The 20,486-nt window shown below is 60.1% G+C and carries 20 protein-coding genes; 10 read left to right on the top strand and 10 right to left on the bottom strand.

Annotated features, from left to right (window positions below):
* Window positions 1–2: 2 nt before the first annotated feature.
* The 9 genes from QEN43_RS17490 to QEN43_RS17450 are packed head-to-tail and all read right to left on the bottom strand — an operon-like array spanning window position 3 to window position 8,381.
* Window positions 3–434: a hypothetical protein gene (locus QEN43_RS17490; protein ID WP_026609586.1), complete on the bottom strand. Its 432-nt coding sequence runs from the start codon at window positions 432–434 to the stop codon at window positions 3–5.
* An 11-nt stretch (window positions 435–445) separates the two neighbouring features.
* A complete protein-coding gene (locus QEN43_RS17485; RefSeq protein ID WP_026609585.1) occupies window positions 446–1,633 on the bottom strand; it encodes a beta-ketoacyl-[acyl-carrier-protein] synthase family protein in 1,188 nt (395 codons plus the stop codon).
* 14 nt (window positions 1,634–1,647) lie between these two features.
* Window positions 1,648–2,385 (bottom strand): MBL fold metallo-hydrolase, encoded by a 738-nt coding sequence (locus QEN43_RS17480; RefSeq protein WP_026609584.1) that lies wholly within the window; start codon window positions 2,383–2,385, stop codon window positions 1,648–1,650.
* Window positions 2,378–3,121 carry a 3-oxoacyl-[acyl-carrier-protein] reductase gene (fabG, locus tag QEN43_RS17475; RefSeq protein ID WP_026609583.1) on the bottom strand — a complete coding sequence of 248 codons (744 nt, stop codon included), beginning with the start codon at window positions 3,119–3,121 and terminating at the stop codon, window positions 2,378–2,380. The genes QEN43_RS17480 and fabG overlap by 8 nt, the downstream gene beginning before the upstream one ends.
* A 4-nt stretch (window positions 3,122–3,125) precedes the next feature.
* The gene (locus QEN43_RS17470) at window positions 3,126–4,334 is read right to left on the bottom strand and encodes a beta-ketoacyl-[acyl-carrier-protein] synthase family protein (protein ID WP_026609582.1); all 1,209 of its coding nucleotides are present in this window, start codon (window positions 4,332–4,334) and stop codon (window positions 3,126–3,128) included.
* Between the two features lie 41 nt (window positions 4,335–4,375).
* Window positions 4,376–4,645, bottom strand: a complete 270-nt coding sequence (locus tag QEN43_RS17465; protein WP_026609581.1) for an acyl carrier protein — start codon at window positions 4,643–4,645, stop codon at window positions 4,376–4,378.
* Between the two features lie 42 nt (window positions 4,646–4,687).
* On the bottom strand, window positions 4,688–6,628 hold the full coding sequence (locus tag QEN43_RS17460; protein WP_051331506.1) for a thiamine pyrophosphate-dependent enzyme: 1,941 nt from the start codon (window positions 6,626–6,628) through the stop codon (window positions 4,688–4,690).
* A gap of 2 nt (window positions 6,629–6,630) precedes the next feature.
* Entirely contained in the window at window positions 6,631–7,542 is a 912-nt protein-coding gene (locus QEN43_RS17455) for an ACP S-malonyltransferase (protein WP_317963446.1), read from the bottom strand.
* 20 nt (window positions 7,543–7,562) lie between these two features.
* Window positions 7,563–8,381, bottom strand: coding sequence for a 2-oxoacid:acceptor oxidoreductase family protein (locus tag QEN43_RS17450; protein WP_026609579.1), 819 nt, complete (start codon window positions 8,379–8,381; stop codon window positions 7,563–7,565).
* Window positions 8,382–8,777: 396 nt separating this feature from the next.
* On the opposite strand from QEN43_RS17450, the gene QEN43_RS17445 reads away from it, so the two are divergent.
* The 3 genes from QEN43_RS17445 to QEN43_RS17435 all read left to right on the top strand — a co-directional run bounded on the left by QEN43_RS17445 (window position 8,778) and on the right by QEN43_RS17435 (window position 10,143).
* Window positions 8,778–8,957, top strand: a complete 180-nt coding sequence (locus tag QEN43_RS17445) for a hypothetical protein (RefSeq protein WP_026609578.1) — start codon at window positions 8,778–8,780, stop codon at window positions 8,955–8,957.
* Between the two features lie 283 nt (window positions 8,958–9,240).
* Window positions 9,241–9,639 (top strand): GFA family protein, encoded by a 399-nt coding sequence (locus tag QEN43_RS17440; protein WP_235726537.1) that lies wholly within the window; start codon window positions 9,241–9,243, stop codon window positions 9,637–9,639.
* 57 nt (window positions 9,640–9,696) lie between these two features.
* Window positions 9,697–10,143 (top strand): GNAT family N-acetyltransferase, encoded by a 447-nt coding sequence (locus QEN43_RS17435; protein WP_026609576.1) that lies wholly within the window; start codon window positions 9,697–9,699, stop codon window positions 10,141–10,143.
* A 126-nt stretch (window positions 10,144–10,269) separates the two neighbouring features.
* On the opposite strand, the gene QEN43_RS17430 is transcribed toward QEN43_RS17435, so the two are convergent.
* A complete protein-coding gene (locus QEN43_RS17430) occupies window positions 10,270–12,021 on the bottom strand; it encodes an integrin alpha (RefSeq protein ID WP_026609575.1) in 1,752 nt (583 codons plus the stop codon).
* Between the two features lie 725 nt (window positions 12,022–12,746).
* Here QEN43_RS17430 and QEN43_RS17425 point away from each other — a divergent pair.
* From QEN43_RS17425 to QEN43_RS17395, 7 genes are all read left to right on the top strand, one after another.
* Window positions 12,747–13,208, top strand: a complete 462-nt coding sequence (locus QEN43_RS17425; protein ID WP_026609574.1) for a hypothetical protein — start codon at window positions 12,747–12,749, stop codon at window positions 13,206–13,208.
* Window positions 13,205–14,980 (top strand): sigma-54-dependent Fis family transcriptional regulator, encoded by a 1,776-nt coding sequence (locus QEN43_RS17420; RefSeq protein WP_026609573.1) that lies wholly within the window; start codon window positions 13,205–13,207, stop codon window positions 14,978–14,980. Before QEN43_RS17425 ends, QEN43_RS17420 begins: the two co-directional genes overlap by 4 nt.
* A 246-nt stretch (window positions 14,981–15,226) precedes the next feature.
* Window positions 15,227–15,718 (top strand): hypothetical protein, encoded by a 492-nt coding sequence (locus QEN43_RS17415; RefSeq protein WP_026609572.1) that lies wholly within the window; start codon window positions 15,227–15,229, stop codon window positions 15,716–15,718.
* A 35-nt stretch (window positions 15,719–15,753) separates the two neighbouring features.
* Window positions 15,754–16,461 carry a hypothetical protein gene (locus QEN43_RS17410; protein ID WP_026609571.1) on the top strand — a complete coding sequence of 236 codons (708 nt, stop codon included), beginning with the start codon at window positions 15,754–15,756 and terminating at the stop codon, window positions 16,459–16,461.
* Between the two features lie 579 nt (window positions 16,462–17,040).
* Entirely contained in the window at window positions 17,041–18,759 is a 1,719-nt protein-coding gene (locus tag QEN43_RS17405) for a tetratricopeptide repeat protein (protein ID WP_156912673.1), read from the top strand.
* On the top strand, window positions 18,734–19,531 hold the full coding sequence (locus QEN43_RS17400; RefSeq protein WP_235726536.1) for a class I SAM-dependent methyltransferase: 798 nt from the start codon (window positions 18,734–18,736) through the stop codon (window positions 19,529–19,531). The genes QEN43_RS17405 and QEN43_RS17400 overlap by 26 nt, the downstream gene beginning before the upstream one ends.
* 43 nt (window positions 19,532–19,574) lie before the next feature.
* Window positions 19,575–20,303: a class I SAM-dependent methyltransferase gene (locus QEN43_RS17395; RefSeq protein ID WP_317963445.1), complete on the top strand. Its 729-nt coding sequence runs from the start codon at window positions 19,575–19,577 to the stop codon at window positions 20,301–20,303.
* Window positions 20,304–20,486 lie beyond the last annotated feature (183 nt).

Here is a 20,486-nt window from a genome sequence, read left to right as displayed (position 1 = left end):
GCTCAAGCTCCCGTGACCGTGACCCGGCCGGCGGCAATGACAGCCTCGCCCTGAAGTGCCCGGAAGCCGCCCCGGCAGAGGCCACCGAAGCAAGCGTCGATGCGGACTTCGATATGGATGTCCCGTTCCGGATCGGCGGGTGCGTCGAATTCCACTTGCTCGAATCCGAGGAGCAAATGGCGGGCGTCCTCGCGCGATTCAGGGCGATCCGCGCCAGTGGCGAGCACCACGCCCATGATCTGGGCGGCACTTTCCAGCACCAGTTCGTCGGCGAGATCGCGCCCGGTCCAGTCGTTCCAGATGGTCCGATCCTCTGCCAAGGTGACGTGGCCGGTCCCGGCCGCGCCCGGCACCTCGATGTCGATGTAGTTCGGCATCAGGATAGGGTGGCGGTGAGGCAGTAGGGATTCGATGTCTGAGCGTTCGAGTCGCATAGTTCTTCTTCCTAAGCCGCGTAACCGCAGCCGACGACCACGGAGACGTGGGTGCCGCCGACGCCTGAGCCGTGGTGAAGGAAGCGGGACACCCGTTCCCTAGACGTGCTGTAATTGAGGAGGGAGGCAATACCTTCGTCGTAATCCACGCCCTCGCTCATCGCCGGAACGACGCCGCGCTGAGCGCAAGCGAGGCCCAGAGCCAGGCGCAGGACGCCGGAGGCGGCGAACTCGCCGGTGTAAGCCTTGATTGCCGAAACTCTCGCCGAGGCGTCGCCGAGCATCTGCCGCCAGACCTCGGCGTCAAAGCGATCTAGGCTTTTGCCGCCGTTGGCGGGACTGGATATCCAGTCCATATCGGCGAGTTCACACCCGGATCGAGTCAGCGCCTGATCGATCGCGGCGCTGGCGCCTTCGGAATCGTGGCCGAACGCGTCCCTGGCCGACGATCGCAGGCCGATGCCTTCGATAGTTCCGAGAATCTTCGCCCCACGCTCCAACGCGGCGTTTTTCGTCTCCAGCAGCAGAGCTGCCGCGCCTTCGCCCAGGATAAAACCGGAACGGCGGCGGGCGAACGGGTAGGAATCCTCGTCGCCCGACAGGCCCAGATCGTGGAAAGCTTCCACCAGCGCGGGGCTGAGCTCGTCGGCACCCACCACCAGGATGCGTTCGGTAAGTCCCTGGCGGAGTATCATGGACGCATACAGAAGCGCATACTCGCCGCTCACGTCGACGCCGGTGACAGTGGAATTAGGGCCGGCCACGCCGAGCTCGATCGCTGCAAGCCCTGCGCTGGCGTTGTATACCGTAGTCGGGAAATGAGCGGGACTCAGAGTCTTGATACCGTCGCGCAGGAATTTCTTCTGATGCTCCACCACGCTGCTGAGACCGGAGAAACCGGTTCCGACCAGGAGACCGCAATCCCGACGCAGGTCTGACGGCAGCCCCGCGTGAGCCAACGCTTGGCTGCCGGCTGCGATGGTGTAGCAATTGATCGGGTCCATCCGGCGCGCCTTCTTTGGGTTCAGGTAATCGGCGACATCGAATCCCTGGACGACGCCAAGGCGGCGTTCGGGCCCGAAGCGATCGGTCTCCGTAAGGCCGCTCTTCCCTTCGGCCGTTGCCTGGACGGCCGTATCGACGTCGGAGCCCAAGGAGCTCACGATGCCAATGCCGGTAATGACGATCTGATCAGTCATGACGAATCACTCCGTTAAAAAGGTGTAAGGTTGCCGCGCCGGGGATCGAACCATTCGCCGTGGCCGGGCACGACGAAATCGGCCTCGGCCACACGGCGGCGGGAGGCCAGCAGCAGTTCCCGATCGTGGACAATGAGATGATGATCGATGCCCGTCGCGAGAAAATCGTCCAAGGACAGCACCGCGTCGCCTGCGATCATGCAGGCACCTTGTTCGGTATCCACCCAGAGGCCCATCTGGCCGGGGCAATGGCCGGCTAGATCCACGGTGGCGACATGGGGCGAGAGCTGCTCGCCGGGATCGCACAGATGAAACTCCGGCACACGGTCGGATGACTCGAAGTCGTAACGCGGGTCCGTGGCGAGGCGCAGGAATTCGCGTAGAAACACCGGCGCGATGAGTTCATGGGTCTCCTTAAGAAAGGCCTTATACGCTGCGCGGTCCTCCCGATAGCGCATCAACTCGCACACGAATCGATATTCCTGTCGGGGGGCATGCACCTGCCATCCCCTGCACTCGGGCGCCAACGCCCGGTAGTGGTCGAAATGCAGGTGCGTGAAATAGGCATCGGTGATGCCGTCCAGACCGAAACCGACCACGCTGCGCAAGGCTGCGTCGAGTTCCGCCGTCGAGGCGAAGTCGCCGCCGTCCACTAGGAATCGCCGCGGTCCGTCGACGACCAGGGTCGCACTGGCACGAAGCGTCATCCGAGTGGGCCGGTTCAAGCGGTAGACCCGCGCTTTCTCAGACACTGAGACCTCCGTCCACGACGATCACCTGCCCGGTCATATAGCTGTTTTCGGGCGAAGCCAGGAAGCAGGCGACTCGAGCGATTTCCTCCGGGGTTCCGGCACGGCCCATGGGAACCGACTTGATCAGCGGCTCGAGCTGTTTCGGATTCATGCCGGCCAGCATGTCGGTGTCCACGAACCCGGGCGCCAGCGCATTGACGCTGATGCCGTAGCGGGCCAGTTCTTTGGAGAGCGCGCGGGTCATGGCGATGACACCGCCTTTGGACGCGGCATAGTTGGCCTGCCCCGGCGTTCCAATCAGGCCGCTGATCGACACCACGTTGACGATCCGCCCAAAGCGCCGCCGCATCATGTCTTTGACGACGGCACGGGACACCAGGAAGGTGCCTTTCAGATTGGTGTCGACCACGTCGTCGAAGGCGGCCTCCGACATCATGGCGAGAAAGCTGTCGCGGATGATGCCGGCATTGTTGACCAGGATCTCGACTGGTCCGAGATCGCTGGTCACCGCCTCGACCATGGACTCGACCTCGGCGGCCGCCGCCACGTTCGCCGGATAGGCCCGGGCGGTTCCGCCGGCCTCCTGGATTTCCCGGCAGAGTTCTTCCGCCTTGTCACGGTTGCTGGCGTAATTCACGGCTACCTTGAAGCCCGCCTCCGCGAGCGCTTTAGCAATGGCGCGGCCGATGCCACGCGAAGCCCCGGTCACTAACGCGACCTTGTCTTCGAATCCCATGGTTTCACCCTTCATAGCGTCTAAAAATTAAAGAGGTGTTGTTGCCGCCGAAGGCCAGGGAATTCGACATGGCGTATTTCATGGCGTGATTGCGGGCCCGATTCGGCACGTAATCGAGATCGCATTCGGGGTCCGGCGTCTGGTAATTGAGCGTCGGCGGGACGAATTGGCCCTGCAGGCTCAGCACTGTCGCGGCGGCTTCTATGGCACCCGCCGCCGATAGCGTGTGGCCGATCATCGGCTTGATCGTGCTCATGCAAAGGCCTTCGGGTTTTTCGCCGAAGACACGCTTGACCGCGGCGGTTTCCGACTTGTCGTTGAGCTGCGTGCCGGTGCCGTGGGCATTGATGTAGCGTATCTGTTCTGGCTTTACGCCTCCTTTGCGGAGCGCCATGTTCATGGCGCGTGCCATGCCGTCCCCTTCGGGATGGGGGGCAGTGATGTGATTGGCGTCCGAGGTCAGGCCGTAGGAAACGAACTCAGCCAGGATCGGCGCCTTGCGGCGCAAGGCGTAATCCATGTCCTCGAGTACCAACACTGCCGCCGCCTCTCCGAGCACGATACCGTCCCGGTTGAGATCGAACGGCCGGGTCACTGTCGGACTCAAGGCGCCGAGCGCGTTGAAACCGGACAGGGTCACGTAGGAGGCCGCCTCGACTCCGCCGGCGAGCACCACGTCGGCATAGCCCTCGCGGATGAAATCGGCCGCGTAGCCCAAGGCAGTGGCGCCGGACGAGCAAGCAGTCATGATGCTGCTGCGCGGCCCCTGGAACCCGAAATGGGCGGCCACTACATTACCGGCGTTGTCCGGATTGGTCGTGAGCAAGCGGGACGGGCGCCGGGGTTCCTTGCGGACGGCGCGGGTCACGTAGGCTTCCGTGTCAGCGACCGCGCCGCCGCTCCCGAGCACCACGCCGGTACCGGCGCGAACGACCGAATTGATCGGGAGGCGTGCCGACTCCACAGCTTCTATGGCGGCCGCCAGAGCATACAGGTCGACCGACGAGTAGTGCCTCTTGGCGCGGTTCCCGATTTCCGCCGGAACCTCGAATCCCTCGATCTTGCCGAACTGTTTTGAGGCGAAGCCCTCGGTGTCGTGCCAGCGGTTCTCCTTCACCCCCGACCGGCCGAGCCGGAGCGAGGCTTCGAACTGGCTCACGTTATTGCCAATTGGGCTGACTATCCCTAGGCCCGTGATAGCGATACGTTTCATGGATACTCCCCTACGGACTTGACCGGCCGCTTGTGACGAGCTCAGGCTTTCGCCGCTAACAGCTGACCGATGTGTTCGGCCAGAGTGTTGAGGGTCCGGAAGTGGGTTTGCACCTCCTCGTCCTGTTTCAGTTTCACCCCGAAGGTCTGTTCCACGCCGAGCACGATGTCGATCACGTCGATGGAGTCGATGTTCCATCCTTCCGGATCGAACAATCCGTCATCGTCGCTCGCATTGATCGCGGCAATATCCATGTTCAGGCGGTCGGCGAAAATGTTTTTCAGTTCGGTCTTGATTTGCTCGATTTGCATGGCTTTTCTCCTCGCTTGTGGCTAAAAGAGTTAAGAAGAAAGTTAATGAGTCTCTTTTTCGAATGCGTTTAACAGCTTTCGAATCGGCGGAATCGCACGTAGCCTTCTGATCACCCGATGCCACGGCACCGGCGCGATCATCCGCGTCAGAACGCGAGACTTGAAGGACAGAGTTCTTGGGATGACGGCGTGCTGAGGGCACGACTGCGAACACAAACCGCAGCCGATGCACTCGCTCGAAATGGCCACCGAACCCAGTCGAGCATTCTGCCGGTCCCAAGACGGCACGATCGCCGGGCAATCGACCTTCAGGCATTCCCCGCACTGGGTGCAAAGGTCGGCGTTAATCGTGTACCGGTAATTGGTCGGCCCCTTCCGCGGCAATCCCTGCACGCAACTACCCTTGACCACCATGACCGACAGGCGGTCGGACGCCAGGAAGGCATCCAGGGTAGAGTCCAGCTGGTCCAAGTCCAATGCGTCGACCACGGCGAATTCAGGCACGCCCAGCGCCTGCAGCAGGCGTTCCCAATCGTCGCGCTGGAACGGCCGATTAGTGAGCTGGAAGCCGGTCATGGCTGTTCCAGCATTGTCGAGGATCAGGATGGTTCCCGGTATCTTCGCCGCCACGGCGGTCAGCAACGAAGGAATACCGGAATGAAAGAAGGTCGAATCGCCGATCACGGCGATGCAGGACCTGGCCGCCTCCGGCCCCATGGCGGCAAGGTAGCCCTGTAGAATCCCGAGGCTTGCCCCCATGCACAGATTCGCGTGCAGCGCGCCATGGGGCTCCAGTGCGCCCAAGGTGTAGCAGCCGATGTCGCCGACCACATAGAGATCGCGCTTGCCCAGCGTGTAAAAGATCCCGCGATGGGAGCAGCCGGCACAAAACCCGGGGGGACGGGGCGGCAACGGAAGCCTGGAGCGTTTCTCCGGCGTCGTAACCTGCTGCCGGATCGGGATCACTTTTCGTTTCTGGCCGATCCGTTCCTGCAGACGCTCCGCAATCTCAGGGATGTCCGGACTCTCGAGTTGTTTGAGGGAGAATTCGCCGACCCCGTCGAAATGAGGACGCGCGGCAACATTGACGCCCAAGGCGCGGATACTCTGCTCCAGGAATCGGCTCGATTCCTCGACCACCAGAATGCGCTCGCAGCGGGCAGAGAACTCCAGGATCGCTTCTTTATTCAAGGGGTAGCTCATGCCGACCTTCAAGATCGGCGCCCGCCCCTCGAACAGTTCGCGGACAGTATGATAGGGGAAGCCCGTCACCACAATGCCGTAAGGATATTTTTCCAGGCGTTCGGTCGGCATCAGGGTTTGCATGAACCAGCGGCTCCAGTGTCCGCTCGCCAGGCGGTCGATTCGCCGCACCAAATCCTTGTGCCGCGCTGGGACGAATGCCGGCAGCAACAGGTATTTCTCTATCGGAGCGGCGAAGCCCAGATTCCGGAAAACGCGGCGTCTTGCGCCCATTACGGTTCTGGAGGTGCCGTAGCAGATTGGGGTCGTTACCCTTACCACGACGGGGACGTCGAACTGCTCGCTGATTTCGAAAGCGAGTCGCGGAAAGATCAACGCCTCGTCGATATCGGAAGGTTCGAGCACGGGTGCGTGCGCCGCCTGGGCGAGCATCCTCGTGTCCTGTTCGTTTTGCGAAGCCTTGGCGCCCGGGTCGTCGCCGACAACGATGACCAGCCCGCCGCGGGTGCCGGTGTAGGCGACGTTGAAGAACGGATCGGCCGCTACGTTCAAACCTACGTGCTTCATCACAGCCAAGGCGCGCTGCCCGGCATGTGCGGCGCCGATGGCGGCCTCCAGGGCGACCTTCTCGTTGGCCATCCATTGGGTCTTGATCTCGGGAAAGCGCAGGAGTCCTTCCACGACGCCGGTGACCGGCGAGCCAGGATACGAACCCACGAACGCGGCACCCGCTTCCCATGCGCCGCGCGCTACCGCCTCGCAACCATTAAGGAACGCCATGTTCAACCCCTCGCTTCGGATCGTTTGGCTTTTCGCAGATTGTCGACGTACCGCACGGGAGTATGCGGGGCGTTCCATCGAGCAATCTGGGTCAACACCCGACTGGGACCGACTTCCACGAATTCGCTGTAGTGCTGCGAACGGAGATTTCGAACCAGTTGCTGCCACAACACGGTTTGGCAGGGCTGGCGCGTAAGCGTGGCGAACACCTGGTCGGCCGAAAACAGCCGCTCGCCCGTGATGTGCGACCACAAAGCCTGTACCGGCGGGCCGACGGTCAAACCCAGCTCTGCGGCACGCGCGGCGACCGTTTCGGTGACGCGCCACATACGGATAGAGTGGAAGGGAATACGGGCATCAAAATCGTCCCGACGAATCAGCGCTCCCTCGAGCGTGCAGCACAGCCGCTCGATATCTTGTTCGCTCCCGTACACTACGATCTGGTAGGCGCTGTTGATCGCGAGCACTTCCACGGAGAAGCGGCGCGCGAGACTATGGGCCCCAATCGGGGTGTTGGTGGTGATAACCGCGATTTTCCCGGTATTCTCCTGGAATTCGTCCCAAGCGGCGCTGAACATCGCCTGAAGCCAACGGAACGACATTTCCTCGGTCAATGAGCCTGCAGCCACCGCTGCGGCGTAAAAACCCAAGCTATGGCCGCAACAGCTGTAGTTCGCGTCGAGGCTGGATTGGCGTACGACGCGCCACCACAGGAGGTTGAGGGTATGTATCCGCAGCTGGTGTAGGTTTTCACGCTCCCAGTCACTAGCGGCGTGCTCGGCGCTGAGATCGCAGCCCACCAGCTCGCTCCAATCGGCCAAGAGCTTTTGCGACCACGGATGGTAAATACGGAATTTCTCGATCATGCCGGGGTAATCCGCCCCCAAACCCGGAAACATGTAACAGCAAGACATCTGTCGATTCTCGATTCTTGTTAAACCTTGGCTTCGGCGAGTTCCGTTTCGCCATAGCCGTGGAGGATGTAATCGGATGAGTCTTGGCGACTATTGAAGAGAGCCATGTCGGATGCTTCTCTGCGGAACTGACGGAACCCCCATTCCATCGCCCGTATGTTCTTGTGCGCGATACGTGGCGCCAAACCGCAGAAGGCGAGTGTCTTGGCCCGTTCGATATCGATATCGAAGACGGCGCAAAACAATCCGAGCATGACACTGGATGCATAAACCGGCTCCATGCGCTCTGACCGATGCCATTGCGCCAGGGGAATCAACACGCACTGAGCACCCTGCCATTCCAGTTCGCATACGATTTCCCGCGTGTCGGCGTACTGCCGGAGTCCGCCGCAGATGGTTTCGATACGTACATCGGAAAGAAGACACAGGGAGCCGGGCCGCAGCCGATCGCGATACCGGAGCGCCTCAAGGGGTTCCAGTCCGATCAGGATGTCTACGTCCGAAACGTCGAGGGAAGGCGCGCACACCGAACGACCGGCGACCAGCGTAGCAGCGGTGCTTGCCCGGCGTTGCGCGACACCGCGCTGCTCCGCCGTACACACATGGCAGTACCGGTCGGCGATGAGGTCGCGCAGTCGCCGGGTCAGATTGGCCACACCTAGCCCGCCGATACCTACCATGAGGATGCGAAGTTCCTCAGGCAACACGCCGGGATGAAAGCAGTACGCTTCTGCCGTGTTCTTCGGGGCAGAAGCGGACTGGCCATAGTCATCCCACTGGGTGACCTCATTCCAGTCATTCTGAAGGCGCACGGCGGATGGACGCCTCGCTATGCTCATTTCGCATGCTCCTCTTCGTCTTGAATTTCGTTCTCGTTCCTCACGACTTCACATCGGGTCAACGCGCTGGGGAGCGGCTGGAGAGTTGTCTCTCTGTCCGTGTTTTTTTGGTGAGGAGTTCTCAGGGGCAAAAGTCTAGACGGGGATGTGTAATTTAAATGTGACGTATTCACTCAGCGATGTGACACATTCACTTTGAAATTCGCCTTGGTGCGCCACCATTGCTTGCAGGGCTTCTTCCAGTTTCCAGGCGGGGACCACGTCCGGTATCACGTCTGGTGAAACACCCGCACTCGTCCACCGCGCGCCTCACTCGGCTATCTCTAGTCGGAAGCCCTGTGCCGGAGAGAGATTGTCGACACGTTGATCGTCCGGGATTCCCGCTCGGTGTAAGCCTTGATCGCCAAAATTCTCGGAGGAAGTGACCCCGCTGAGCGCTTGCTGGTCGAACCGCTTCCGGAGCGCGATGCAGAGGGCTTGCTGGCACTACTGCGGCTGCTAAATCGGGGTCGCCTCGCACGCATCTCGCCGGGCGGCGAGCCGATCCTGTTGGACGAACAGAACTGCGACTTGTGAAACCGAAATCCGATCGCGGGAGGTTTGGCGCTAGCGGAACGTACCGCAATCGTCGCGCCGCTTCGGCCAGTACACCGTGCAGGCGATGATCGCGGTGGATTCTCGAGCGAAGGATGAATGCTTTGTAAGGCTATGCGTATCCGTTAGCTGGGCGAACAACGACCCATAAAACCGTACCCACCGCCCACGCCATCGATGGACGACCTGTCTGCTATCATGACCCTGGATCGTTTACGTATGCCCGTAAGGTCGTACACGAGGTCTGCGATGTCAGCATTTTTTCATGAGTAGGAAAACCATGATCTATCGCGGCAGTTGCCACTGCGAAGCGGTCGTCTTCGAAGTCGAAGCTCCCGAGCGAGTCGTTTGTCAGGACTGCAATTGCTCGATTTGTTCCAAGTCCGGCTTTTTGCATCTCATCGTTCCCAAGTCCAGGTTTAGGCTGTTGACGGGAGAGGAGAACCTCGCCGTATACACCTTCAACACCGGCGTCGCTAAGCATCTATTCTGCAAGACTTGCGGGATCAAGCCTTTTTACATCCCGAGGTCCAACCCGGACGGCTACGACGTGAACGTCCGCTGTCTGACACCGCAGCCCAAGGAATTGGTCGTCGAACCCTTCGACGGTCGAAACTGGGAAGCCCATGCGCACAGGTTGGCACATCTCAGCCGACAAGCTTGATCGTCCTCTGGCGCGGCCGAGAAAAGTTGAGGTCCAGCTTATTCTGGAGAACAGCCCGTGAGGGTGCGTCTAGCCGCACCCTCGGATTGTGAACGGCTGGTCCAGCTGTTCCGACAACTGGGCTATGCCATCGGAGCCGACGAACTTCGGGAAAGGCTCCTGGCCTATGAGGAATCGGATTCAGATTTGGCTTTGGTGGCCGAAATCGGCGGGGAGGTGGTCGGAGCCATCGTGCTGCATGTCATCGCTCCGCTCCATGAACGTGGAAAATGGGGACGTATTTCCGCTCTGGTGGTCGACGAGAACATCAGGCGGCGAGGCATCGGAACCGAACTACTGAAGGTGGCGGACGATTTCTTCGTCGGCAAGGGATGTGACCGGGTCGAATTGACCAGCAGCGACCGACGCCTTGAAGCGCACCGCTTTTACCTAGCCAAGGGCTACAAAATCCGATCCAAGCATTTCGTAAAACGTTATCCGAGTGCCCGCGGAATACCCGAATGAAAGTGCCCGTAGTCAAGCTACAGGCACCTTCTATAGGAAACCTCAACCAGCCGTTGCAATCGCTCGCCGTCAACAACTGCGACCTGGCAAACTCGAACATCAGGGACTGCCAAGCGGCAAACTCGATCACGGATTACAGTTGCGTACCGTGTCTCCTCGGTCGGCCACACAAACATCGCCGCTGACGTGGCTGCCGCCGTTGACCGTGTCGTTACCACGAACGCCGTCCACCATGTTGATCACATCGTTTCCGGCGCCGCCGTCGACCCTGTCGCTGCCGGCACCGCCCTGGATGACATCATTGCCGTCGCCGCCGCAGATACGATCGTCCCCTCCCCGACCATCGATCACGTCGTTCCCGGCAAGGCCGACGATCACGTCGTCGCCCGGTGTTCCCCGCAAGATATCGTTGCCCGGCGTGCCGACGATCGTGGCGGGTACGCCGAGGCAAGTAATGGAAGCCGAAGCGCGGCTGAGGAAAAGAACCGCTCGGCCCTGGTCACGATTACCCCGCGCATCTTGGAAAGGCACTCCTACTACGAGGTCGGGGACACCGTCATCGTTCACATCCCCGATTCCTGCCACGGATCGGCCAAAATGGGCAAGAGCTTGACGTCCTGGGTTGCGAAGAACCAGAAGCTCGCGGCCGTCCGCCCCGCTCGCAATCACGACCTTACCCTCGGGCGCATCATCGGTTTCTCGTCCCGGCGCACCCACCAGGAGATCGGGAATACCGTCTCCGTTCACGTCATCCAATCCGGCTACGGCAGAACCGAAGTCGGCATTGTTCTCCGGGGCCGAGTTTTCGACCTGGTACAAAAGCTGACCGGTGGCTCCATTGAATACGAATGCCCCGCCTCCGAAGATAAAGCTCCCGTACTCGCCTGTTGGCAGAAACGGTGCTCCCACCAACAGATCGGGAACGCCGTCGCCGTTCACGTCGCCGACGCCTGCCACCGCCGAGCCTAAAAAGGCCCTCTCCTCCGGCGCTTGTTCTGCATTGAGAATATGAACGAGGCTGCCATCGGCCCCGCTGAGAACCAGGGCTCTACCCACCCGACCTAGGCCGGGCATTCCCACCAGAAAGTCGGGAATGCCGTCGCCGGTGACGTCACCCGCGCCGGCCACGGATAGGCCGAAACCACTACCCTCGAATTTCGGGTATCTAAGCGTCAGAATGGGACGCCCATCGGCACCGCTGAAAACATAAGCCTGGCCACGCTTGGACATGTCGGGCGTGTCTTGACCCGGTGCGCCTATCAGCAGGTCGGGAATGTTGTCGCCGTTGACATCGCCCGCATCGGCCACCGAAAACCCGAATACGGCGTCGCTCTGGGGCGTCGGAGTATCTAGGCTGTAAAGGAGTCGCCCGTCGGCACCGCTGAAAACGAAAGCCCGACCCTGCCGATCGTTACCCTTTACGGTCTGCTCGGGAGCCCCTACGAGGAGGTCGGGAATATCATCGCCATTGACATCGCCCGTTCCGGCCACGGCTTGACCGAAGTGCGCGTTGGCTTGAGGTTCCGGATGGTTCACCCGGTAGAGAAGACTCCTATCAGCTCCGCTCAAGACAAATGCCCGGCCTTGACGAGGATTGCCGTCAGCGGTATGACCCGGAGCCCCGACCAGGAAGTCGGCCTTGCCGTCTCCGTTCACGTCGCCCACCTTGGCCACAGATGTCCCAAAGCCCGCTTCGGCCCGAGGCGTCGGATTGTTGATGATATGGGGCGTATAAGCCGGCTGGGCGTAGACCGAGGCCACCCAGAACCCGGTCACGAGACCGAACCAGCCCTTCGACAAGTTGCGCCGGGGCTCCGCCCCGAGAGCGTCTTTTTGGGAAAAAACCCGACCTGTCCTTTGTCCGTCATTGCATTTCATACTACGTCCTCGCTGTAGGTATGATCAAACCGTGGTCACGGCTTTTAGCCGCACTTGCCTAACTAATGAGACTTATTGCGAGGTTTGTAGTTGCCGAACTGTAACGGTCGCCGCGGCCAAACGCTCTAACGGAAATCGGTAGCCCCGGAGCCCCAAAAAAGAAACCCCCGTCGGCCTGCGCCGTCGGGGGTTGTTGAATCAGATCTTATTTACTCACCACCAACCCACGAGGGTGCGCGCGTCACCACCACTTGCACGACGACCACCAGGGCGACGATGCGACGAATGGCAAAGTGACGGAGATTCATGGATCGGATCGGATACGAGTGAATATTCAGAGCGTGTCAAAGGGTTATTCTGGCTCAGCAGGGCCTTTTCGTGCAAGCCCGATCAGTTCGGGATGTCCGTTAATCCGGCACACCAGCCGAGGACAGTGGCTGCCGATGCGGCGGACTTGCTTGCCTTTCCGGCCTTGAGTGCACGTTCGACCAAGCAGCGGCCACTTGCTGATTCGAGAATGTCGCATGCCGGGCAAGCTGGTTCAGCGAAGCTATCGCCGGCTCTTCGGCACGGGATTTCGTACAGAATTGTACTAAATGCTTGGGTTGAATCGTTTTTGATATAGTGGCCGGATGTCTTCGGAAACCCGGTGATACAAAAGGACAGAGTGTAACCGGACGCTGAGGCGATTTGGCGAACGGAACCGCAACGCATGGAGATGCGACATGAATTTTCATAATCGCCTGTTGCACTTGCTGTGGTCGATAGCGGGCAATGTGGTGAATGGCTACAGCTTCCATCGTCAGAAGGTAGAGACCATACACCCACTGGCGATCCGGGTGCTTCAGACGCCGATTGTCGTCTGGCGCGTCATAAGGAATGAGCGCCGTGGCATCGCCATGCGCACAGCGATTCCGATCCTTTTGGCCATCCCTCTCGAAGCATCCGGGGCGACGCGACGTCTCGAGGAAACCCGCAACGCTTTCGAGATATTCGATTCCGTCTTCCGGCTCGGTGCCGCATCGACCCTCACACCATTTGGCAAAACGGCGGACAGGGTGCCTTCGGCTCGATTGCGCCTCATCGACGAACCGTTGACATCGTTCGATGCCAGAGCGCGAACCGATCCGATCGACCTCCACGGCGTCCTGATTTTTTGCTATCCAAGATTCATCGAGGAGCTATGAACTCGGCGGTGGAGAAGGCGGCGAAAAGGCCTCTGATTCTGGTCGTGGACGATACTCCGACCAAGCTGCAACCGCTATTCGAACTACTGAGCACACAAGGCTTCGACCTCTCGGTCGCCGAAAACGGCGAGAGTGCCCTGAAGCAGCTCGAAACTGTTCGCCCGGACCTGATCCTGCTCAATGTTCTGATGCCAAGGCTGGAGGGGCTCGAGACCTGCCGGCGCTTCAAGGAGCGGCCGGATACCCGCGATATACCGGTCATCTTCATGAGCGCGCTGACGGAAACGGTGGACAAGGTCAAAGGCTTCGTGCTGGGTGCGGTCGACTTCGTCACCAAGCCTTTTCAACAGGAAGAAGTGCTGGGCCGTATCACCACTCAGCTTACCTTGAAGCGCCTCGAGGCCCGATTACAGGAAAACGAAATGCGTCTTTTCAGCATCATCGATAACGCGATGGATGCCATCGTCACCTTTGATGAGGCAGGAGCCATAGTCCTCTTCAACCGCGCTGCAGAGCGGGTCTTCCGCTGTCAGAGCAGCGATGCCATCGGTGGATCCTGCTGCCGGTTTCTCTCCGACGGACTGTGTCAGCTGCTCCGCCAGTACATGTGCGTCGAGGATAAAGCGCCGGTATGGGTTCCCCCAGGCCATTGTGCCGTACGTGCCGACGGCACGTCCTTTCCGGTAGAAGCCACCTTCTCCTACGCCGATGTCAACGGTCAGGGTCTGTACACCGTGATCCTCCGCGACGTTGAAGAGCGTCAACGGGCAGAGGCCGAGCATCAAAGATTATGCGGCATCAATCTCTACCTCGCAGAGGAATTGCGAGCCTCTCAGGCTGCCGAGGATTTCGTCGCGCAATCGCCGGTCATGCGCCGGGTGGTGGATCGAATTCAGCAGGTAGCGCCTACCGACGCCACTGTTCTGATCCTAGGCGAGACCGGCACCGGCAAGGAAGTCGTGGCGCGGGCGGTGCACGCCCTTAGTCGTCGTAGGGACAAAGTCCTGGTCAAACTCAATTGCGCCGCCATCCCCAAGGACTTGGTGGAAAGCGAACTGTTCGGACACGAAAAAGGGGCGTTCACTGGCGCCATAGAACGGAAACTCGGCCGCTTCGAATTGGCCGATCAGGGAACGCTCTTTCTCGACGAGATCGGTGAACTCCCCCTGGACCTCCAAGCCAAGCTTCTTCGAGTGCTTCAGGAAGGCGAATTTGAGCGGGTGGGAAGCACCGAAACGCGCAAAGTGGATGTGCGCGTTCTCGCCGCTACCAACCGCGACATCGCCAAGCGCGCCAAAGAAGGAAGCTTCAGACCGGATCTCTATTACCGCCTGAACGTATTCCCGATTCTGCTGCCCCCACTGCGCGAGCGCCGAGACGATCTGCCGCTGCTCATCCGGCATTTCCTGCGCAAGTATGGCGAGAAATATGGGAAGCAGATCGAAACGATTCCCGCGCGAGTCATGACCTCGTTACAGACCTATGACTGGCCGGGGAATATTCGTGAGCTCGAAAATGTGATCGAACGGGCGGTCATTCTAAGCCGCGGGACGGAACTTAGCTTGGAACAAGAATTCTTCAAGGCCGAAAATCCGGAGCATACATTGCGCTTCGAGACTCTGGAGGAAGCCGAGCGCGCCCATATCATCAAGGTCCTGGAAGCGACCGGTTGGCGTGTCAGCGGCAAGGGCGGTGCGGCGGAGCTTCTGGGGGTCAAGCGATCGACTCTCGAGTCACGGATGAAAAAACTCAGGATCACACGCAGAACATAAGAAATACGATCGATCATGCCGACATTTCGGCATGATCCCGAAATATCGGTAGCGATCCCCTCCGTTAAGCGTGTCCCCTCCCACCTTGAGTGTGTTTGGATTTTCGATTTTTCTTTTCGCATCAGCAACCTACGAGACGAAGCACGCGTCGAATTCGCATTTGGCATCACTATTGCTTAAAGGGTTAATCATTGCAGGAATGCAATCTCTTTCCACCCCAAACCTTGAAGCGATAGGAGGTCGAACATGAAGTGCACTGCCTCTCTTACCTTTGCCGCTGCCGTTATCGGCATACTCGCAACCACGCCGACCGAGAGCTTCGCCGCCGATACGAAATATTACGCCGGGATCGAATGCCATCCCGAAAGAGGGAACCAGGTCACGCAGTTCCGGTGGGTGAACAATAGGCTGGAAAACACCAGCACTACCACAACCTACATAGTGCATTGTCCTGTCATCAAAGATGAGGAGGGATCCGTCAACGGCGCCGATCTTCGAGTGCGGGTCCGGGTGCCGACGGCTGGTGATACGGTCAACTGTACGGCATATTCCTTCGACAAATTCGGCGCCCCAAAAAGTACAGACACCGGCTCGTTCACTGCACCCGCCACTGTCCCTGCCAATGGCGAAATTTCACTACCAGACGTCAATATCAGCACGGGCGACGGTTACTACGTGATTCGGTGCCAACTTCCGCCGGGTGCCGGCATCTATAGCTATAGTGTTATCGAGAACTAGGGCTTTCGACGACACCGAAGAGCGAGGAAAAAGCGATGAAATCTGGCTGTACTTCGCTGCTCATCGGCAGCGTAATGACAATTTGCGCCGGCGGCTACCTGATCTGGGACGGTCGAACGGCCGAATCGCAGGGAGGGACGGTGAATTCGCGCATGGCGGCGGCTGCACCGGATTCCGACCCGCGCGCCGATGCGCATGCTGACAGACCGGATTTCACCGCCCAAGCCGTCAAGGATGATATCGTCGCGCTTCGGACCGAGGTCAAACATCTGCGGCAGCGCTTGGATACGCTTGCCGCCGAGGTGTCACGGTCTCGGTCCGATGCTGGCCGCTCGGCAGCCCAACGAAATTCGGAGATCGATCCGTACGCACCGCCATTTGACGAGGCGCAGGCGGAGACCGAGCTTCGCCAAAAGTTCGATGCCATCGAAACCGCTTTTGAGTCTCAGCCCGTAGACCGGGCCTGGGTTGCGAAAGCCGAGGAGAGTCTGCGGCTGGCCCTAGCCGGCGCAGAACTCGGCCAAACCGCTCCCATCGACCTGCATTGCCGCGCCACGATCTGCCGGATCGTGGCACAACATAGCGACCAGACGGCGCTAGAACAATTCCAGGCATCATTGCAGCTCAAGGTAGCCGATCAATTCCCTAGTCTGACGTTCGACTACACCGGCGACGGCAATGGCTTGACCACCACCACGGTTTATCTGTTCCGCGCCGGCTATGATAAACCGCAGTTGCGATAAACCCTCGCGAAACTGACCGGGGGTAGGGCCCAGCTTAATGTGGAACCGACCGGTTCGCGAAAGATCCGACTATCTTTCGTGAGCGGTTATTTGCTTCGAAACCACGGCGCGTTCGAAGCAGAACCAATGGCACGTTAGGCAACCGGCGGCGATTCGGCCAGCGCGCCGCGGTTCGTCCCCTCGTCCTTCCCACAAACACTACACTTCGCGCAAAGCCTCTCGTCCCCACGAATTGGACAGCAGCAAATCTTGTCGAGCGGAACCGGGCCGAAAGGGCGAACCCCAGACAACGCTGCGACTGTCGCGTCACGATCGGCCTAATCCCGCCAAACGATGCCGTGCCGGCCGCGGAAACGGGATCAAAAGACAACCCGGAAACGTTTATGGCTATCCATATGCAAAGTGGAAGAGATGCTTCCCGATACGGATTGATTTGGTCTTCTCCGGGAAAATTCACGAGCAAAATGCGCAAGTCCTCTTTAGAATCTTCGACGCTCCAGGTCGGCCAGCCGTTCGATCCGGGGCCGGCTGTCGATAATGCTCCAGCCGTACGCCATGCGACTAGGATGGGAATCGGATATGAAACATCGCAACCACAGCACGAACTATGTCACGCTGGCAGCCGCGTTGCTGTTCGTAACCCGTGTCGTTTTCGCAAACCCGGCCGCCAACCACGCTCACACCGAGGCGGGCCATTATCTAAAGCAACCCGCTTCCGCCCAGGCCGCTTATGTCGACAGCGAACCGCCCTTGTGGGATAACCTCGGCACGCTGAGCTATAAGATCACCACGAGCAACGCCCGCGCCCAGCACTATTTCGATCAGGGCTTGCGGCTCGCTTATGCTTTCAACCACCTGGAGGCTCAAAGGGCGTTCCGCATGGCACAGAAGCTCGATCCCAAATGCGCGATGTGTTTCTGGGGCGAAGCTTTGGTGCTGGGACCGAACATCAATGCGCCTATGGAGCCTTCCGCTGTCGGCCCGGCCTGGACGGCGATCGAGCGGGCGAAGGCGCTCGCCAAGCATACGAGCCCCTCGGAAAAGGGCTTGATCGAAGCGCTTTCGAAACGTTACGACAAAAATCCAAAGGCCGACCGTAAACGCCTGGACGAAGCCTATGCCGCGGCGATGGGCAAGGTGGCCGAGCGCTTCCCTAAGGATGCCGAGATTGCCACGTTGTACGCGGAAAGCCTGATGGATCTTACGCCCTGGGATTATTGGGAAGACCACGGACGCAAACCGAAAGGACGGACCGCTGAAATCCTGAACATCCTGGAGCGAGTGTTGGCGGACCATCCCGACCACCCGGGCGCGATTCATTACTACATCCACATGGCGGAAGCCTCCGACCGTCCCGAGCGGGCGGAACCTTACGCGGACCGCCTGGCCGGGCTAATGCCGGGCGCGGGGCACCTGGTCCACATGCCCGGGCACCTGTATTACCGGCTGGGCCGCTATCGGGACGCTCTCGAAGCCAACCGCGCCGCTATCGAAGTAGACGAGGCTTATCTGAAGGAAACCGGCGCTAAGGGTATCTACGCGGAAGCTTATTACCCGCATAACGTGCATTTTCTGATGGTTTCGGCACAGATGGCAGGCGACGGCCATACCGCGCTCGCGGCCGCCCAGAAACTCGACGAAGTGATTTCCGATGACATGGTCAGCGCCGTACCCTGGGTGCAGCCGATCAAGGCCGCGCCTTACTTCGCCCGCGCTCAGTTCGGCCCGCCCGATACAGTCCTGAAAATGGCCGATCCGGGCTCGAAGTTCCCCTATGTACAGGCCATGTGGCGCTATGCCCGAGGGGTTGCGGCGGTGGACCAGGGAGCGCCCAAGGAGGCGCGGGCGGAACTCGACGCCCTGATCGAAATCGGCAAGAAGGCGGACTTTTCCGACTTGACGGAAGGCGGCATTCCGGCGCTGGACATCGTGCAAATCGCTCAGGAGGTTCTCACGGCCCGAATTGCTCAAGCCGAGGGCGATCTCGCAAACGCCGTTTCGGCTTTCGAGAAAGCCTCGGTGCTTCAAGAAAAGCTTGCCTACATGGAGCCGCCGTACTGGTACTATCCCGTGCGTCGCTCGGTAGGCGCGCTGCGGTTTCTTCAAGGCGATCTCGCCGGGGCGGAGCGGGAATTCGATGCGTCGCTTCAGGAGGCGCCGAACGACGCCTGGGCCCTCTGGGCACTGATCGAGGTCTATCGAAAGCAGGGCAAAGACAGCGCCGCGGCGGATGCGGAACAGCGATTGGCGAAAACGCGCGCCGATCGCAGCGATGCCGTCCGCATGGAGCGGCTTTGACGGGCCGGCCGAGGTGATGTTCATGACCACCGCCGCGTTCTACGACGCGCTCGCACCGTTCTACCACTTGGTCTATGAAAACTGGAACGACAGTATCGAACGACAGAGTACCGCGCTGGACGCGCTGATTCGGTCGCTCGTGCCCGACGGCGCCCTCACCGTGCTCGACGTGGCCTGCGGTATCGGAACCCAGTCGCTGGGGCTGGCTACGAAGGAGTACCGAGTGACGGCATCCGACCTCTCTCAGGCGGCGGTCGAACGGGCACGCCGCGAAGCTCCGGCACGAGGACTTGACCTCGCATGGTCCGTCGCCGATATGCGCCGCGCCCACGACCATCACGGGGGCGGTTTCGACGTGGTTCTCTGCGCCGACAACGCCCTGCCCCATCTACTGACGGACGACGAGATCCTGGAGGCGCTACGCGAATTCTATAAGTGCACGCGGCCGGGCGGTCTGTGCCTGATCACCGTCCGCGATTACGCCGCACTCGAACGCGGCGGCGTCCAGTTCAGGCCGTACGGCGTTCGCACCGAAAACGGGGTGCGCCACCTGCTGTTTCAGGTGTGGGAATGGCGGGGAGATCTCTACGACTTTCATTTCTACGTCGTCCGCGATCTCGGAGAAGAATGCAAAACCTGGGTTATACGCTCCACCTATTACGCCATCACCATCGATCGGCTGGCGGAACTGATGACCCAAGCAGGTTTCCATTCAGTCCGGCGCCACGACGGGGTGTTCTTTCAGCCCGCATTGACCGGCCTGCGTCCATAACCAACGACTGTCGGAAACCCAATCGAAACGCAGAGGCAATGGGATGACGTCGATCTACCAGGAAGATCTTGCCTATGTTCATCACCTCGGCTTTCCCGATCTGGTGGAAGGCGCAGGCGATGAGTTGCTGGCGCTGTTCCGTGGCCAGGGCCTTGATTCCGGCCTGGTCATCGATCTCGGCTGCGGAAGCGGAACTTGGGCAAAAAAACTCCTGGAGCATAGATATTCGGTTTTGGGTATCGATGTTTCCGCAGCGATGATCGAGCTGGCCCGGCGTACCGCGCCTGAAGCCGAATTTCACGTCGATTCCTTGTACCGGACAGCCCTCCGCCCCTGTGTGGCAGTCACCGCCTTGGGAGAAGCCCTGAACTATTGGACGGACGAAGAGCCATCGGAAACGCGCCTCGACCGATTGTTCCGAAACATCGCGTCCCATCTACCCAAAGGAGGAGTCTTTGCCTTCGATATCCTTGTCCGCTCGGAAGACGAACCTATGCACTACCGTACTTGGCGCAAGGGGACCGATTGGGCGGTATTGCTCGAAGTCTCCGAACGGCGGAAGGAAAGCCTTCTGATTCGGGACATTACCGTGTTCCGGGAGGTCGGCCACGGCTACCGCCATTCCGAAGAACGGCATCGGGTCCTGGTTTTAGACGGTACTCAAGTCGAGTGGCTTCTCCGCCACGCGGGATTCGAGGTAACCGTCTCATCACATTACGGCGGCTATCCTCTCGCCCCGCGGCGACGGGCGTTCATTGCCCGGAAAACTTGACCGCGGGCGAGCGCTGCCCAGCTGAGACCACAGAGAAAGGAGATCACCGGCGGTAACTGCTACGGCCCTGGAAACGGCAGCTGTCCGCTTCGATGCGCCAGAAAAGCTCGATGCAACGTCCCGCCCGGAATGGCTCAACTTTTGGATGACGCCGGCACGCCCTTGAGTGCATGCCGGGCGGCG

Origin of the sequence: Methylocaldum szegediense (assembly GCF_949769195.1) — a bacterium.
In the GTDB taxonomy this organism is placed as follows: domain Bacteria; phylum Pseudomonadota; class Gammaproteobacteria; order Methylococcales; family Methylococcaceae; genus Methylocaldum; species Methylocaldum szegediense.
This window is presented reverse-complemented; position numbering and strand designations above follow the sequence as displayed.